The sequence below is a fragment of the Pseudomonas sp. FP1762 genome, from assembly GCF_030687105.1.
Lineage (GTDB): Bacteria > Pseudomonadota > Gammaproteobacteria > Pseudomonadales > Pseudomonadaceae > Aquipseudomonas > Aquipseudomonas siliginis.
Genome location: NZ_CP117458.1, coordinates 4,773,667 through 4,789,791, shown reverse-complemented (window position 1 = coordinate 4,789,791; position 16,125 = coordinate 4,773,667). Strand labels below are relative to the sequence as shown.

General features: G+C 60.6%; 13 protein-coding genes. 8 read left to right on the top strand and 5 right to left on the bottom strand.

Annotated elements, in window-relative coordinates; all coding sequences use genetic code 11:
• Positions 1–61: 61 nt before the first annotated feature.
• Entirely contained in the window at positions 62–766 is a 705-nt protein-coding gene (gene treR, locus PSH90_RS21225; protein ID WP_041479920.1) for a trehalose operon repressor, read from the bottom strand.
• Positions 767–1,001: 235 nt separating this feature from the next.
• Here treR and treP point away from each other — a divergent pair, with 235 nt between their 5' ends.
• The 7 genes from treP to tadA all read left to right on the top strand — a co-directional run bounded on the left by treP (position 1,002) and on the right by tadA (position 10,430).
• Positions 1,002–2,444, top strand: coding sequence for a PTS system trehalose-specific EIIBC component (treP, locus tag PSH90_RS21220; RefSeq protein WP_041479919.1), 1,443 nt, complete (start codon positions 1,002–1,004; stop codon positions 2,442–2,444).
• 118 nt (positions 2,445–2,562) lie between these two features.
• A complete protein-coding gene (gene treC / locus PSH90_RS21215) occupies positions 2,563–4,209 on the top strand; it encodes an alpha,alpha-phosphotrehalase (RefSeq protein WP_252886756.1) in 1,647 nt (548 codons plus the stop codon).
• A gap of 107 nt (positions 4,210–4,316) precedes the next feature.
• A complete protein-coding gene (locus PSH90_RS21210; protein WP_252884795.1) occupies positions 4,317–5,540 on the top strand; it encodes a carbohydrate porin in 1,224 nt (407 codons plus the stop codon).
• Between the two features lie 50 nt (positions 5,541–5,590).
• On the top strand, positions 5,591–8,119 hold the full coding sequence (gene ptsP, locus PSH90_RS21205; protein ID WP_305381481.1) for a phosphoenolpyruvate--protein phosphotransferase: 2,529 nt from the start codon (positions 5,591–5,593) through the stop codon (positions 8,117–8,119).
• 2 nt (positions 8,120–8,121) lie between these two features.
• Positions 8,122–8,412, top strand: a complete 291-nt coding sequence (locus PSH90_RS21200) for a PTS transporter subunit EIIB (protein ID WP_252884793.1) — start codon at positions 8,122–8,124, stop codon at positions 8,410–8,412.
• Positions 8,413–8,529: 117 nt separating this feature from the next.
• Positions 8,530–9,906 (top strand): multicopper oxidase family protein, encoded by a 1,377-nt coding sequence (locus PSH90_RS21195; protein WP_065616645.1) that lies wholly within the window; start codon positions 8,530–8,532, stop codon positions 9,904–9,906.
• Positions 9,906–10,430, top strand: coding sequence for a tRNA adenosine(34) deaminase TadA (gene tadA, locus PSH90_RS21190; RefSeq protein ID WP_305381479.1), 525 nt, complete (start codon positions 9,906–9,908; stop codon positions 10,428–10,430). The genes PSH90_RS21195 and tadA overlap by 1 nt, the downstream gene beginning before the upstream one ends.
• Before the next feature lie 130 nt (positions 10,431–10,560).
• Here tadA and cmoB read toward each other — a convergent pair whose 3' ends face one another.
• The 4 genes from cmoB to lon all read right to left on the bottom strand — a co-directional run bounded on the left by cmoB (position 10,561) and on the right by lon (position 15,476).
• Positions 10,561–11,517 (bottom strand): tRNA 5-methoxyuridine(34)/uridine 5-oxyacetic acid(34) synthase CmoB, encoded by a 957-nt coding sequence (gene cmoB / locus PSH90_RS21185; protein WP_056790120.1) that lies wholly within the window; start codon positions 11,515–11,517, stop codon positions 10,561–10,563.
• Positions 11,514–12,257, bottom strand: a complete 744-nt coding sequence (cmoA, locus tag PSH90_RS21180; RefSeq protein WP_016773355.1) for a carboxy-S-adenosyl-L-methionine synthase CmoA — start codon at positions 12,255–12,257, stop codon at positions 11,514–11,516. Before cmoA ends, cmoB begins: the two co-directional genes overlap by 4 nt.
• 195 nt (positions 12,258–12,452) lie before the next feature.
• Positions 12,453–12,845 (bottom strand): protease inhibitor I42 family protein, encoded by a 393-nt coding sequence (locus PSH90_RS21175; protein WP_024014192.1) that lies wholly within the window; start codon positions 12,843–12,845, stop codon positions 12,453–12,455.
• A gap of 216 nt (positions 12,846–13,061) precedes the next feature.
• A complete protein-coding gene (lon, locus tag PSH90_RS21170; RefSeq protein ID WP_252878839.1) occupies positions 13,062–15,476 on the bottom strand; it encodes an endopeptidase La in 2,415 nt (804 codons plus the stop codon).
• A gap of 396 nt (positions 15,477–15,872) precedes the next feature.
• On the opposite strand from lon, the gene PSH90_RS21165 reads away from it, so the two are divergent.
• Positions 15,873–16,061: a hypothetical protein gene (locus PSH90_RS21165; protein ID WP_041479908.1), complete on the top strand. Its 189-nt coding sequence runs from the start codon at positions 15,873–15,875 to the stop codon at positions 16,059–16,061.
• Positions 16,062–16,125 lie beyond the last annotated feature (64 nt).

The window sequence follows — 16,125 nt, the reverse complement described above, 5'->3', positions numbered from 1 at the left end:
TTATGTGCTCAAGGGGAGGGTGTTACTCGGCTATTGCGTGTTGCGTATCGAAAGATATGCCTCAGCGCCGCGCCACATCCGAAAAATAGAACTTATCCAGCGTATGCCGCGATTCGGTGTACTCGAACTGGCGGCCGTCCTGCAGGAAGGTCTGGTTGCTGACCACGATGACATGGCTCTGGCCGTCGAGGTCCAGATGGTGGTGGTCGTCCTTGCTGCACGGCACGGCTTCGATGGTGCGCTGGGCGTAGGCGATCTGCAGTTGCAGGGTCTGTTCGATGTGGGCGTAGATCGAATGTTCGGCGATGTCTGCAGACAGGTCGGGAATCACCTCGCTGACGAAGTGGTTGATGTCGAGGATGACGCGTTTGCCGTCGATGCGCCGCACCCGCTTGATCCGGGTGATCGGGCTGCCGGGCTCGGCATTGATATGTTCAAGCAATGCACCTTCCAGCGGCACCTGACACATCTCGACCACTTCGGTGCTGACGTCGTTGCCCAGTCGCGGGTGGGTCTCCTGGAAACTGACGATGCCGCCGAGCTGGAATTCGATCGGGTTGGTCGCCAGCACGAACGCGCCTTTGCCGTGAATCTTCTGAGCGAAACCGCGTTCCTGCAACTGGTCGATGGCCTTGCGTACCGTGCCACGGCTGGCCTGATAGGTGTCCATCAGCTCGGTTTCGGAAGGCAGCCGGGCGCCGCGCTCCAGGCGCTGCGTGGTGATGCTGGCAAGCAAATCGCTGTAGATCTGGTTGTATTTGCTCATGGCTGGACTCTGTGCCGACGGTGCTCAAAACCCCGAACCTTAAGGGCAGGGTAGGGGTTTGTCCATGCGGACGAAGGAAAACATCTTAGGTCGGAGTAGGAAGAATCCGCATTTTTCTGACGTTCATCCACGGACGCAAACTCGTACAGACGAGTTGTTGCATTAACTCGTACAGACGAGTATTTTTCCTCTCGGCGTGCTGCCAATAACAACAATCCACGACGGAAGAACAAGCATGAGCCATGACTACCCGAACATCGCCAAGGAGCTGCTGGAAAGCCTCGGTGGCCGCGACAACATCGAGCAGGCGGCGCATTGCGTGACGCGTTTGCGCCTGGCGCTGAAGAACCCCGCGCTGGTGAATGTGGCCGCGCTCAATGGCGTCGATCTGGTCAAGGGTTCGTTCTTCACCGGCGGCTTGTATCAAGTGGTCATCGGCCCGGGTGATGTTGAAAAGGTTTATGCCGAACTGCGCCAGCAGACGGGCCTGGCGGCATCGACCATCGCCGACGTTAAACAGAAAAGCGCCGAGAAGATAAACGCCATGCAGCGGCTGGTGCGGGTGTTTTCCGATGTGTTCATGCCGATCCTGCCGGCGCTGATCATTGCCGGCCTGTTGATGGGCATCAACAACCTGCTCGGTGCCAAGGGCATGTTCATCGAGGGCCAGACCCTGCTGGATGCCTATCCCAACCTCGACGGGTTGTGGAGCCTGATCAATCTGATGGCCAACACCTCGTTCGTGTTCCTGCCGGCGCTGGTCGGCTGGTCGGCGGCCAAGCGTTTCGGCGGCAGCGAAATTCTCGGCATTGTCCTCGGTCTGATGCTGGTACACCCGGACCTGCTCAACGCCTGGAATTACGGCAAGGCCGTGGCCGGGCTGGATGGGCAGCAACTGCCGTACTTCGACATCCTCGGCCTGTTCCAGGTGGAAAAGGTCGGCTACCAGGGGCAGATCCTGCCGATCCTGCTGGCGGCGTACGTGATGAGCGTCATCGAAAAATGGCTGCGCGCGCGAGTGCCCAACGCCGTGCAATTACTTGTGGTGCCGATCACCACCATCGTTGTCACTGGCGTGCTGGCGCTGGCGATCATTGGCCCGGTGACCCGGCATATCGGCATCTACATCACCGAAGGGCTGGTGATGCTGTTCGATCTGGCGCCGTTGGTGGGCGGTCTGATTTTCGGTTTGCTGTATGCGCCGCTGGTAATCACCGGCATGCACCACATGTTCCTCGCCGTGGATCTGCAACTGATCTCGAGCCAGGGCGGCACCTTCATCTGGCCGATGATCGTCATGTCCAATCTGGCGCAGGGCAGTGCGGCCCTGGCGGTGTTCTGGATGACGCGCAATGCGCGAGACAAGAGCATGGCCTCGACCTCGGCGATTTCTGCGTATTTCGGCATCACCGAGCCGGCGATGTTCGGCGTCAATCTGCGCTACAAGTTTCCGTTCTACGCCGCGCTGGCCGGTTCGGCGCTGGGTTGCATGTTCCTCTCGCTGAACAAGATCCAGGCCTCGGCCATCGGCGTCGGTGGCCTGCCCGGTTTCATCTCGATCATTCCGCAGTTCATCCCGATGTTCGTCATCGGGATGCTGATTGCCATGCTCGTGCCGTTTGCCCTGACCTGCGTGCTGAGCATGAAGATCGTCCGCCCGGGTTACCGGGTTGCCTGAAATTGAACTGTAGGAGCTGCCGGAGGCTGCGATCTTTTGATCTTGCCTTTCAAAATCGAAAGATCGCAGCCTCCGGCAGCTCCTACAGAGATCGTAAAATTCAAGAGGGAAATCCGCCATGCAAGACTGGCAACGTTCGGTGATCTACCAGATCTACCCGAAGAGCTTTCACAGCCATGCCGGCAACGCCACCGGCGATCTGCTCGGCATCGTCGCCAAGCTCGATTACCTGCAATGGCTGGGGGTCGATTACCTGTGGATCACGCCGTTCCTGCGCTCGCCGCAGCGCGATAACGGCTACGACATCAGCGACTACTACGCGGTCGATCCGAGCTACGGCAGCATGGCCGACTGTGAACTGCTGATCGCCGAAGCGGGCAAACGCGGAATCAAGTTGATGCTCGACATCGTGGTCAACCACACCTCGATCGAGCATGTGTGGTTTCAGCAGGCGCGCAGCAGCCTCGACAACCCTTACCGCGACTTCTATATCTGGCGCGACCAGCCGAACAACTGGGAATCCAAGTTCGGCGGTTCGGCCTGGGAGTACGAAGCGCAGACCGGCCAGTATTACCTGCACCTGTTCGACCACACCCAGGCGGATCTCAATTGGGACAACCCCAAGGTCCGCGACGAAGTGTTCAAGATGATGCGCTTCTGGCGCGACAAGGGTGTGGGTGGTTTTCGTCTGGACGTGATCAACCTGATCTCGAAACCGGCGGACTTTCCCGAAGACGACAGCGATGGTCGGCGCTTCTACACCGACGGGCCGAACGTGCACACCTACTTGCAGCAGATGCACCGCGAAGTCTTCGAAGGGCATGAGCTGATCAACGTCGGCGAGATGTCTTCGACACGTCTGGAACACTGCATTCGTTACTCCAATCCGCAGTCGAAAGAACTGTCGATGACCTTCAACTTTCATCACCTGAAGGTCGATTACCCGAATCTGCAGAAGTGGGTGCGCGCCGATTTCGATTTCCTCCAGCTCAAGCAGATTCTCTCCGACTGGCAGACCGGCATGCAGGCGGGTGGCGGCTGGAATGCGCTGTTCTGGTGTAACCACGATCAGCCACGCGTGGTCTCGCGGTTCGGCAATGACGGCGAATACCGCGAGTTGTCGGCGAAGATGCTTGGTACCGCGCTGCACTTTCTGCAGGGCACGCCTTTCGTCTATCAGGGCGAAGAACTGGGCATGACCAATCCGGGGTTCGAGAGCATCGAGCAATACCGTGACGTCGAGACCCTGAATATCTTTCGCCTCAAGCGTGAAGCCGGGGCAAGCGACCTCGACAACATGGCGGCGATCATGCAGAAGTCCCGCGATAACGGGCGCACGCCGATGCACTGGCACGCCGGGCACAACGCCGGCTTCACTCGCAGCGAACCATGGATCGGTGTGCCGGCCAATGCCGCACAGATCAACGTCGCGCATCAACTGCACGACCCGGAATCGGTGCTGCATCACTATCGGCGCCTGATCGCTTTGCGCCGCACTGAAGCGTTGATCTCCGATGGCGTCTATCGCCAACTACTGCCGGAGCATCCACAGGTCTGGGCGTACCTGCGCGAGGGGACGGGAGAACGCTTGTTAGTGGTGAACAACTTCTATGGCACTGCCTGTGAGGTCGAGCTACCGGCGCTGATCGGCGAAGCCCAGGAGCAGCGCCTGCTGATCAGCAACTACCCGGACTGCCCGCAACGCACGAGTTTGCTGCAGTTGCGACGTTACGAATCCTTCGTGCTGCACCTGACCGACCCCTGATTTTTTAACTGAATAACAACCTTTGAAAAAACACGCAGAACGCTGCGCGGGGGATTTGTGCGCGCTGAATTCCTGCAACCACACAATAAAAACAACGGGTGGCATATATGAGAGCAACCATAAATTACAGCCTGGCAGTCGCGGGGATTTGTCTGGCAATGCCCACGTCCTCACAGGCGCTGGAGTTCGGCGGCTATCTGCGCAGCGGTGTCGGAACCTCGGTAAACAGCAGCAGCCAGTCGTGTTTCCAGTTGCCCGGCGCGCAGACCAAATATCGCCTCGGTAACGAGTGCGAGCAGTACGGTGAGCTCGAGCTGCGCCAGGATCTGTACACCCTCGAAGACGGCTCGGTGCTGAGCGTCGACGGCATGGCATCGCTGTACAACCGTTACGACCGTAGCCTGACGTTCAAGGAAGACAACGGCTCGATTCGTTTGCCGCAGGCTTACGCGCAATGGTCGGCGATGCCCGCGCTCAACGGCGGCTCGCTGTGGGCCGGTCGGCGCTACTACAAACGTAACGACATCCATATTTCCGATTTCTATTACTGGAACCAGAGCGCCACCGGTGCAGGCATTGAAGACGTGTTGCTCGGTGGCTTGAAATACAGCTACGCCTTTTCACGCAAGGACAACCTTTATCAGAAGGATTACATCAACCGCCACGACTTCAATGTCGGCGGTTTCAACAGCAACCGCGGCGGAGAACTGGAGTTCGGCCTCAGCTACATCGACAAGCCCGACAGCCGCGACGCCCACCGTGGCTGGGCGATTACCACTCAGCACGTGCAGCAGGACTTTCTCGGCGGCAAGAACAAACTGGCGCTGCAATACGGCGAAGGACCGGGCACCGGATTGGGCTATACCGGTAACGTCAGGCTTGATGACCGCAACAAGAGTTATCGGATCGTCGAGTTCTTCGACTGGCAACTGACGCCACGTTTTGGCGGACAATTCCAGGCGGTGTATCAGAAAGATATTCGTCAGGGCGACGCCGACCAGAACTGGCTGTCACTCGGTGTGCGCCCGGCCTATGCACTGAGCGAGCAGTTCAAACTGGTGACCGAACTGGGTCACGATCAGGTCGAGGCGGCGGACGGCACGCGCAAGCTGAGCAAGTTCACCTTTGCACCGACCTGGTCACCGAAAGGCCCGGAATTCTGGGCGCGGCCCGAGGTGCGTCTGTATTACACCTATGCCAGCTGGAACCAGGCAGCCAAGCGTGCCGCCAACCTGTTGGCCAAAGGTTCGGCGCTGTCCGACACGGGCGCCTTCGGCAACGCGCGGCACGGGGCCAATGTCGGCTTGCAGGTTGAATACTGGTGGAAATAAGCAAAGCGGCTGCGACCGCTCATTCAATCAATACACGCTCAGGTGATGTCATGGCCACACCCCAACAATTGCAGCTGCTGGCTCCTTTATCCGGCGTGCTGATGGCGCTGGACCAGGTGCCCGACCCGGTGTTTGCCGGGCGGATCATCGGCGACGGTTTGTGCATCGACCCGACTTCGTCAACGCTCTGCGCACCGCTTGCAGGTGTGGTCAGCGACGTGCAGGCCAGCGGGCATGCGCTCACCATCACCAGTGATGCGGGTGTTCAGGTGTTGATGCATATCGGCCTGGACACGGTGAATCTCGCCGGCGAAGGATTCACCCGCCGCGTTGACGCGGGGCAGCGGGTCGAAGCGGGGCAGGCGCTGATCGACTTCGATGCTGACTACATTGCCCTGCACGCGCGCAGTTTGTTGACCTTGATGCTGGTGGTCAGCGGCGAGCCGTTCGATTCACTCGTTGGCTCAACCGGGTTGGTCGAGGTGGGCCAGCCAGTGCTTGACGTCGTGGTCGGCGCAGCCGTTGGCGAACATCCTGCGCCGGTGCCGGGCGACGCGGTGTTCTCGCAGCCGATCCATCTGCCCAATCCCAATGGCCTGCACGCGCGGCCGGCGGCAGTATTCGCCCAAGCGGCCAAAGCATTTTCAGCGACCATCCATCTGCACAAGCTGCAAGCTCAAGCCAACGGCAAATCCCTGGTGGCGATCATGGCGTTGCAAACGGCTCATGGCGACAGTGTGCAGGTCAGCGCCGAAGGCGAAGATGCCGTAGCCGCCGTCGATGCGCTGACACGCTTGCTGAGCGAAGGCTGCGGTGAAGCGGTCACAGCGCCCGCGCCGGTCGAAGTCGATGCAGCAGAAATGCCGAACATCCTGCGCGGTGTCTGCGCCTCGCCCGGTTCGGCGTTGGGGCAAGTCATGCAGATTGTCGAAGCGTCGCTCATGGTCAACGAGTTCGGCGCCGAGCCGCCAGTTGAACTGGAGGCGTTGAGCCAAGCACTGATCGAAGCCGACATGGCCCTGCAACATCTGCGCGACACCGCCAGCGGCCAGGCGCAGGCGGAGATCTTCAAGGCGCATCAGGAACTGCTCGCCGACCCGAGCCTGCTGGATCAGGCCAGGGCGCTGATCGACGCGGGCAACAGCGCGGCGTTTGCCTGGAAGACCAGCACCGACGCAACGGCGGCGATGTTTCGCTCGCTGGGCAATGCCTTACTGGCTGAGCGCGCGGCGGATCTGGATGATGTCGGCCAGCGCGTGCTGAAGCTGATCCTCGGTGTTCACGAGCAGACGCTGGAGTTGCCGGACGACACCATTCTGATCGCCGATCAGCTGACCCCGTCCCAGACCGCCGGGCTCGATACGCGCAAGGTGCTCGGGTTTGCCACCGTCGGCGGTGGCGCCACCAGCCATGTCGCGATCCTCGCGCGAGCCTGCGGTTTACCGGCGATCTGCGGCATGCCGGCGCAAATGCTCGGGCTCGGCAACGGCACGCGGGTGCTGCTCGATGCCGACAAAGGCGAATTGCAGTTGCACCCGGACGCCGAGTCCATTGACCAATTGCGCACGCGGCATGAGCGCCAGCGCCAGCGTCATCAGCAGGAACTGGCGCAGGCCAGCGAGGCGGCCTGCACCCGTGACGGTCAGCACATCGAAGTCACCGCCAACGTTGCCTCGCAGGAAGAAACCGCCCAGGCCATGGAGCTGGGCGCGAATGGCGTGGGGCTGCTGCGTTCGGAGTTTCTCTACCTGGGCCGTCAGCAATCGCCGAGCCATGACGAACAGGTGGCCACTTACAGCGCCATCGCCCGCACCATCGGGCCGGCACACAATCTGGTGGTGCGCACCCTCGATGTCGGTGGCGACAAACCGCTGGCTTATGTGCCGATGGACAGCGAAACCAATCCTTTCCTCGGTTTGCGTGGCATTCGTCTGTGCCTTGAGCGACCGCAACTGTTGCGCGAGCAGTTCCGTGCAATCCTCGCCTGCTGTGAACTGACGCGTCTGCACATCATGTTGCCGATGGTCACGAATTTGGCCGAACTGCGTCTGGCGCGGCAGATTCTCGAGCAAGAAGCGCGGGTGCTGGGCCTGGCGCACCTGCCAAAGCTGGGAATCATGATCGAAGTGCCTGCCGCTGCGCTGATGGCCGATGTGCTGGCGCCGCACGTGGATTTTTTCTCCATCGGCACCAACGACCTCACCCAATACACCCTGGCCATGGACCGCGATCATCCGCGTCTGGCCAGTCAGGCGGACAGCTTTCACCCTTCGGTGCTGCGCCTGATCGCGATGACGGTGAAGGCTGCGCATGCCCACGGCAAATGGGTCGGCGTCTGCGGTGCGATGGCGTCTGAACGCCTTGCCGTGCCGCTGCTGCTGGGGCTGGGTGTGGATGAGCTGTCGGTGAGCGTGCCGTTGATTCCGGCGATCAAGTCGGCGGTCCGCGAAGTGGATCTGGCCGACTGTCGAATCATCGCCGAACAGGTTTCGAATCTGGAAAGCGTCGGTGACGTGCGCGAAGCCTTGCAGCGGTTTCATGAGGCGAAAGTCGATGCCTCGCCGGTAATGGAGAATTGAACATGTTCGACAAATTGCAGCAGGCATTCTGGAAAGCACTGACACCGGATCTGGTCCCGGATGAGGTGAAAGCCATCGCTGAACCGGTTGCCGGCCTGAGCGCCGAGATTGTTGCGGCGCTGGGCGGTGTGGATAACCTCAAGTCGCAGCAACCGGTGGCGCTGACTCGGGTGCGCGTGGCGCTGCACGACGAGGCCCGGGTCGACCGTCAGGCGTTGAATATGGCCGGTGTGTCGGGCGTCATGTGCCTTGAGGGCGGCGTGCTGCACCTGATTACCGGGCTGCGCGCATAAGGCCGACAAGACGTGCGGCCGCAGGTCGCCCTTACTGTTTCTCAACTGCGGGTGTATCGTATTCGCCTTTTGCGGATCCCTCGGGGTCTGTCGCTGATACGTGAGGTAGTTGAGTTCATGTCCTTTACCCGTCGCCAAATCCTCGGTGGCCTGGCCGGTCTTGTTGTCGTTGGCGTGGGCGCGGGAGGCGCGTCGCGTTACTGGCTGGGCAAGATGGCCGACGCCGAGGCCGGCCACGACTATGAACTGATCGCCGCGCCGCTGGATGTCGAGCTGGTGCCGGGCCACAAGACCGAAGCCTGGGCGTTCGGCCCGTCGGCGCCGGGCACCGAGTTGCGTGTGCGTCAGGGTGAATGGCTGCGGGTGCGCTTCATCAATCACTTGCCGGTGGCGACTACCATTCACTGGCACGGTATCCGCCTGCCGCTGGAAATGGACGGCGTGCCTTACGTGTCGCAACTGCCGGTGCTGCCGGGCGAATACTTCGACTACAAATTCCGTGTGCCGGACGCCGGCAGCTATTGGTATCACCCGCATGTCAGCAGCAGCGAAGAACTCGGACGTGGTCTGGTCGGGCCGCTGATCATCGAGGAACGCGAGCCGACCGGTTTCAAGTACGAGAAAACCCTGAGCCTGAAGAACTGGCATGTCGACGAGCAAGGTCAGTTCGTCGAATTCAGCATCCCCCGCGAAGCGGCCCGTGGCGGTACCGCCGGGCGCTTGTCGACGATCAATGGTGTGCCGCTGCCGGTGATTGATCTGCCGGCCGGGCAGATCACCCGGGTGCGTTTGCTCAACCTCGACAATACCCTGACCTATCGCATCAACATCCCCGGTGTCGAAGCGAAGATCTACGCGCTGGATGGCAACCCGGTCGAGCCGCGCCCGTTGGGCAAGGAATACTGGCTCGGCCCCGGCATGCGCATTTGCCTGGCGATCAAGGCGCCGGCGGCCGGTGAAGAGTTGTCGCTGCGCAACGGCCCGGTGCGTCTGGGTACGCTGCGTTCAGTCGCCAACACCGATGCGCCGACGGACTGGCCGAAGGCCCTGCCGGCCAACCCGGTGGCCGAGCCGGATCTGGCCAATGCCGAGAAACTCAACTTCAATTTCGAATGGGTCGGCTCGGTCTCGGTGAACACCGAAAACGGCAAGCCGCCGAGCCTCTGGCAGATCAACGGCAAGGCCTGGGACATCACCGACAAGACCTGTGCCGACCGACCGATTGCCAGCCTGAAACTGGGCCAGAGCTATATTTTCGAATTGAAGAACATGACCCAGTACCAGCACCCGATCCACCTGCACGGCATGAGCTTCAAGGTGATCGCGTCGAACCGGCACAAAGTCGTGCCGTATTTCACCGACACCTATCTGCTGGGCAAGAACGAGCGTGCGCAAGTGGCGCTGGTGGCGGATAACCCGGGGGTGTGGATGTTCCACTGCCATGTCATCGACCACATGGAAACCGGCCTGATGGCCGCGATCGAGGTGAAGTGATGCGCCAGATCCGCCCGGCGGCGATCATCGACCGCAGCCGCGACCGCGACTTCATGCGCGAAGCCTTGATCCTCGCCGCACAGGGCGCCGCCCTCGGTGAGGTGCCGGTGGGCGCGGTGCTGGTGCACGATGGCGTGATCATCGGTCGCGGCTTCAATTGCCCGATCAGCACCAGCGACCCGAGTGCCCACGCCGAAATGGTCGCGATCCGCGCCGCCGCGCAGGCAGTGGATAACTATCGCCTGCCGGGCAGCACGCTGTATGTGACGCTGGAGCCTTGCAGCATGTGCGCCGGGCTGATCGTGCATTCGCGGGTGGCGCGGGTGGTGTACGGCGCGCTGGAACCCAAGGCCGGGATTGTGCAGAGTCAGGGACAGTTTTTTACCCAGGGCTTTTTGAATCACCGGGTGTTGTATGAGGGCGGGGTGTTGGCTGAAGAATGTGGTGCGGTGCTGACCGAGTTTTTCCGCGCCAGACGCACTAAAAACCCCTCTCCCAGAGGGAGAGGGGACCGACCGAGTTGAATGGACCAAGTCCGCCGACCTGAAATACCGAGTCGGACTCAAGTTTTGAAAAGCTCAACAATCAGCTCCCTCTCCCTGGGGAGAGGGCTGGGGTGAGGGGGAGGCCCACCGCGGTCATGGGAAAATACGCTTACTTCCTGGCGACGATAACTGCCCGCATCGGCGCCGGCAGCCCTTCAATGGTTTTGCTGTGGTCTTCAGGATCCAGAAAATCGCTCAGCGACTGATACTTCATCCACTCGGTCCCGCGTTGTTCTTCCACCGTCGTGGTACTGACATCCACACAACGAATATCGGTGAACCCGGCGCGCCGCAGCCACAATTCCAGCGCCGGCACCGACGGCAGAAACCACACGTTGCGCATCTGCGCGTAGCGATCTTCCGGCACCAGCACCTGATGCTTGTCGCCTTCGACCACGAGGGTTTCCAGCACCAGTTCGCCGCCCTTGACCAGGCAATCCTTCAGCGCCAGCAAATGCTCGATCGGCGAGCGACGGTGGTAGAACACGCCCATGGAAAACACCGTGTCGAAGCCTTCCAGATTCGGCGGCAGGTCTTCAAACGGGAACGGCAGGTGCCAGGCATTCGGCTCGGACAAGTAACGCTGCACCGCCTGGAACTGGCAGAAGAACAACCAGTTCGGGTCGACACCGATCACGCTGTCGGCGCCGGCGCCGAGCATGCGCCACATGTAGTAGCCGTTGCCGCAGCCGACATCGAGGATGCGTTTGCCCTTCAGGTCGAGGTGCGGGGAGACCCGCGACCACTTCCAGTCCGAACGCCATTCGGTGTCCACATGCACACCGAACAGGTCGAACGGCCCTTTGCGCCACGGCGAGAGGCCCATCAGCGCGGTGCGCATCTGTGCGCGGGTGTCGTCGTCGCAATCGGTGTCGAGTTTCAGGCCGTTGAGCAGGTCGACTTCGCTTGGCTGGATCTTCGGCAAGGCGTCCAGCGCACTTTGCCAGCGCTCCAGATCGCCGTGGCCTTTGTCCATTTTCTTGTCGAGTTGCGCTTGCAGGGTGTTGGCCCATTCGGCCAGCGGAGTACCGGCCAGACGCCGGGCGAGGGGGGACAGATCAATCATGGCAAGGCAATCAACGAGGCAAAGTTAAGACACTGGAACCACGGCACGACTTTCGAGAACCCGGCGGCCAGCAGGCGTTCGCGGTGTTCTTCGAGGCTGTCGGGCTTCATGACGTTTTCGATGGCGCTGCGTTTCTGGGCGATTTCCAGTTCGCTGTAGCCGTTGGCGCGTTTGAACGCCACGTGCAGATCGGTGAGCAGCGCATGCTCTTCGGCATCGTTGAAGCGCAGCTTCTCCGAGAGAATCAGCGCGCCGCCGGGCAACAACGATTGGCGAATGCGCGAGAGCAACGCGGTGCGCTGGTCCGGGGCGATGAATTGCAGGGTGAAGTTCAGCGCCACCACCGACGCGGGTTGAAACTCCAGCGCGAGGATATCGCCCTCGATGACTTCGACCGGCAGCAGTTCCTGAAACATCGAATCCTGACCATTGAGATACTCGCGGCAACGCTCGACCATCGCCGCCGAGTTATCCACAGCGATCACCCGGCAGCCGTCGGTGCGCACATGACGGCGCAGGGCTTGAGTCACTGCGCCGAGCGACGAGCCGAGGTCGTAGAGCACGCTGTTCGGCTGGGCGAATTGCGCCGCGAGCACGCCGAGGTTTTCGACGATGGTCGGGTAACCCGGCACCGAGCGCTTGATCATGTCCGGGAACACCCGCACCACGTCTTCATTGAAGGCGAAGTCAGGCACCTGGGCCAAAGGCTGGGCGAATAGGCGATCGGGTTCTTTGCTCACGGCGGCGTCCGGCGGTGTCGGTGGAAAAGGCCGGCATTTTAGCCAAAGTGGCGCGGGGATGCTTGGGTTGTCTGATAAAGCACCGAACCGGGTGTAATTCTCGCCGTCCGGGATATGGCTTTCGCGAGCAGGCTCGCTCCCACAGGGGGCGCGCGGTGATCTGTCGGAGCGAGCCTGCTCGCGAAGAAGCTGCAGTCAGTTCACCGAAATGGCGCAGTCGAAGGTCTCAACAGGCAGCACTTCCGGTGCCCACGGTTGTTGCGAGGTCAGGCGCAAACGCCCGGTGCCTGCTGCGAAGGCCTGGAAGCGCCAGGTCGAAACCCCCGCTGCGCCAACCACGCCGGCATCTTCCGGATTGCTGTAAACCTCGGGGCTGAGGGCGCGCAACACGCCGCCAGCTGAATCCTGAATCGCCCAGCGGTAGCCGGTGGTCGGGTTGCTTGGCAGGCTGATGATCAGGTTTTGCCCGACGTTGAGCCGCACGGGACATTCGCTTTGTTTTTCCACGGTCACGTTGTGTTTCGGTTGCGTGGCGCAGGCCGCCAGCAAGGAAAGGGCGAGGGGGAGAAACAGGCGAGTGGGGGACATGAGATCAGCAGCTCCGGCGGTTACGACGAACGGCGAGCATAACTGAAGATGGGACAAAGTGTGACGGTCAGGGAGTTCCGTGTTGGCAGCACTGAAGCCATCGCTGGCAAGCCAGCTCCCACAGGTTTCTCGGTTGACCACAAGATTTGTGGGCACATTGAACATTGTGGGAGCTGGCTTGCCAGCGATAGCGGTACATCAGGCACTACATGATTGTCAGAAGAGCACCTTCGCCACGTCCGCAAACCGCTTGGCAAAGTGCACGGTTATCCCTTCCTTCAGATAATCCGGCAACTCGTCGAAATTACCCCGGTTCGGCTCCGGCAGAATCAATTCGAAAATCTTCTGCCGGCGCGCTGCGATGACCTTTTCGCGCACGCCGCCGATCGGCAATACATGCCCGGTCAGGGTCAGTTCGCCAGTCATCGCCACGCCTTTTTTCGGCGGCTGATTACGTGCAAGCGAGAGCAGGGCGCTGGCCATGGTCACGCCAGCGCTCGGACCGTCCTTCGGCGTTGCGCCTTCCGGTACATGCAGGTGGACGAAGGCTTCGTCGAAGAACTTCGCATCACCACCGAATTGCTTGAGGTGCGAGCTGACGTAGCTGTAGGCGATCTCCGCCGATTCCTTCATCACATCGCCCAATTGCCCGGTGAGCTTGAAGCCCCGGTTGAGCGTATGAATCCGCGTGGCCTCGATCGGCAAGGTCGCGCCGCCCATGCTGGTCCAGGCCAGACCGGTAATCACGCCGGTGCCGGACAGCACTTGTTCGTTGCGGAACACCGGATGGCCCAGCGAGGCTTCGAGGTCTTTCGGCCCGAGTTTGATCACCGCTTTCGGATCGTCGATCAGCTTCATCACCGCTTTGCGCACCAGTTTGCCCATCTGCTTTTCCAGCTGCCGCACGCCGGCTTCGCGGGCATAGCCATCGATCAGTGCTTTGAGCGCGCTGTCGCTGATGCTCAGGCTGCCTTTTGATACGCCAGCCTTTTCCAGCAGTTTCGGCCACAAGTGACGCTTGGCGATGGCGACTTTTTCTTCGGTGATGTAGCCGGACAGGCGAATCACTTCCATCCGGTCCAGCAACGGGCCGGGGATCGAATCGAGGGTGTTGGCGGTGCAGACGAACAGCACTTTCGACAGATCCATACGCAGGTCGAGGTAGTGGTCGAGGAATTCAACGTTCTGCTCAGGATCGAGAGTTTCCAGCAGCGCCGAGGCCGGGTCGCCCTGGTAGCTCTGGCCCATCTTGTCGATTTCGTCGAGCATGATCACCGGGTTCATCACTTCGACGTCTTTCAACGCCTGCACCAGTTTGCCCGGTTGGGCGCCGATGTAGGTGCGGCGGTGGCCCTTGATTTCGGCCTCGTCGCGCATGCCGCCGACGCTGAAGCGGTAGAACGGCCGCCCGAGGGATTCGGCGATGGATTTGCCGACGCTGGTTTTACCCACGCCCGGTGGGCCGACCAGCAACACGATCGAGCCGCTGATCTCGCCTTTGTACGCACCGACGGCGAGGAATTCGAGGATGCGATCCTTGATGTCGTCCAGACCCGCATGGTGCTTGTCGAGGATTTTGCGTGCGTGCTTGAGGTCGAGTTTGTCCTCGCCGTACACGCCCCACGGCACTGATGTTGCCCAGTCCAGATAATTGCGCGTGACGGCGTATTCCGGCGAACCGGTTTCGAGGATCGACAGTTTGTGGGTTTCTTCCTCGAGGCGCTTCTGCACTTGCGCCGGCAGGGTTTTGCCTTCGAGGCGCTGCTGGAACTGTTCGAGGTCGGCGCTGCGGTCGTCCTTGGTCAGGCCGAGTTCCTGCTGGATGACCTTGAGTTGCTCCTTGAGGAAGAACTCACGCTGATGCTCGCCGATCTTGCGGTTGACTTCGGCGGAAATTTCTTTCTGCAGGCGCGCGACTTCGACTTCCTTGCGCAGCATCGGCAGGACTTTTTCCATGCGCTTGAGCATCGGCACGCAGTCGAGCACTTCTTGCAGTTCGGGGCCGGTGGCGGAGGTCAGGGCGGCGGCGAAGTCGGTCAGCGGCGACGGGTCGTTGGGGCTGAAGCGGTTGAGGTAGTTCTTCAGCTCTTCGCTGTACAGCGGGTTGAGCGGCAACAATTCCTTGATCGCATTGATCAGCGCCATGCCATAGGCCTTGACCTCGTCGGTCGGCTCGGTGGGCTGGTGCGGGTATTCGACTTCGACCAGGTACGGCGGGCGATGGTGCTTGAGCCAGGTCTTGATGCGCACGCGGCTCAGGCCCTGGGCGACGAATTGCAGTTTGCCGTTTTCGCGGCTGGCGTGGTGCACCTTGACCAGCGTGCCGTATTCGGGAAGGGCGCCGGTGTCGAAGTGGCGCGGGTCTTCCTGGGGCGTGTCCATGAAGAACAGGGCCAGGGAGTGGTGTTCGGATTTGCTGACCAGTTCGAGGGTTTCGGCCCACGGTTCTTCGTTGACGATGACCGGCAGGACCTGGGCCGGGAAGAACGGACGGTTGTGGATCGGAATGATGTAGACCTTGTCCGGCAGGTTTTGCCCGGGCAGCGCCAGGCCGGTGCCGGAGGAGGTGTGTTCGATGTGGTCGTTTTCGTAATCGTCGTGGTTGTCCGGGCGATCTTGCTGGTCGGTCATGGGGCACCTGCGCAATGGGGTATGGGGTGTTAGATGGGGCAGGGGTGGGGTGGTTTCAATGGGGCGGGTGTGTTTCTGCGTGTGTGTTCAGGTTTGCAAAGTTTTTGACCTTGTTAACCTTGGCGGCCGTTGGGCCGGTGGCAAGATCCTTCAGGTCGGCACGGATGCCTAGTGGAATCTAACAATGTCTGTGCATAACTAGCGAAAAACGCGAGTGTTGGTTAGCTTTAACTATTAAATGGAGTTTTGATGGGTTCCGTTCGGCTTATTTCGAACTGGCCTTGAGTCCCTGTAATTTCTGACAGTAGACAACTGACTCAATCGGCCGAAGATTGCGGTTCAATCTCGAACGACAGAGAGGTGTTCGAGAATTTACCAACGTCAAGGAATCGAACCATGAGTCATACCGATACGAAATACAGGGATTTCATCATTCGCGAATATTCTTCCGACACGCCGGGTTTGCGTTTCCAGGTGATCTACAGCGAAACGGATAAGAGTTTGTTGCTGGAGACCCGCAAGCATGCCGAGCAACTGATCATCGATCGATTGCAACGGATGGCAAATGGAGGAAAAGCCTTTTGATTCTGTCCGGTCACGCTGACGACAAGCGTTCGAAGGTTGCGATCTTTTGATTTTTTCTTGAAAG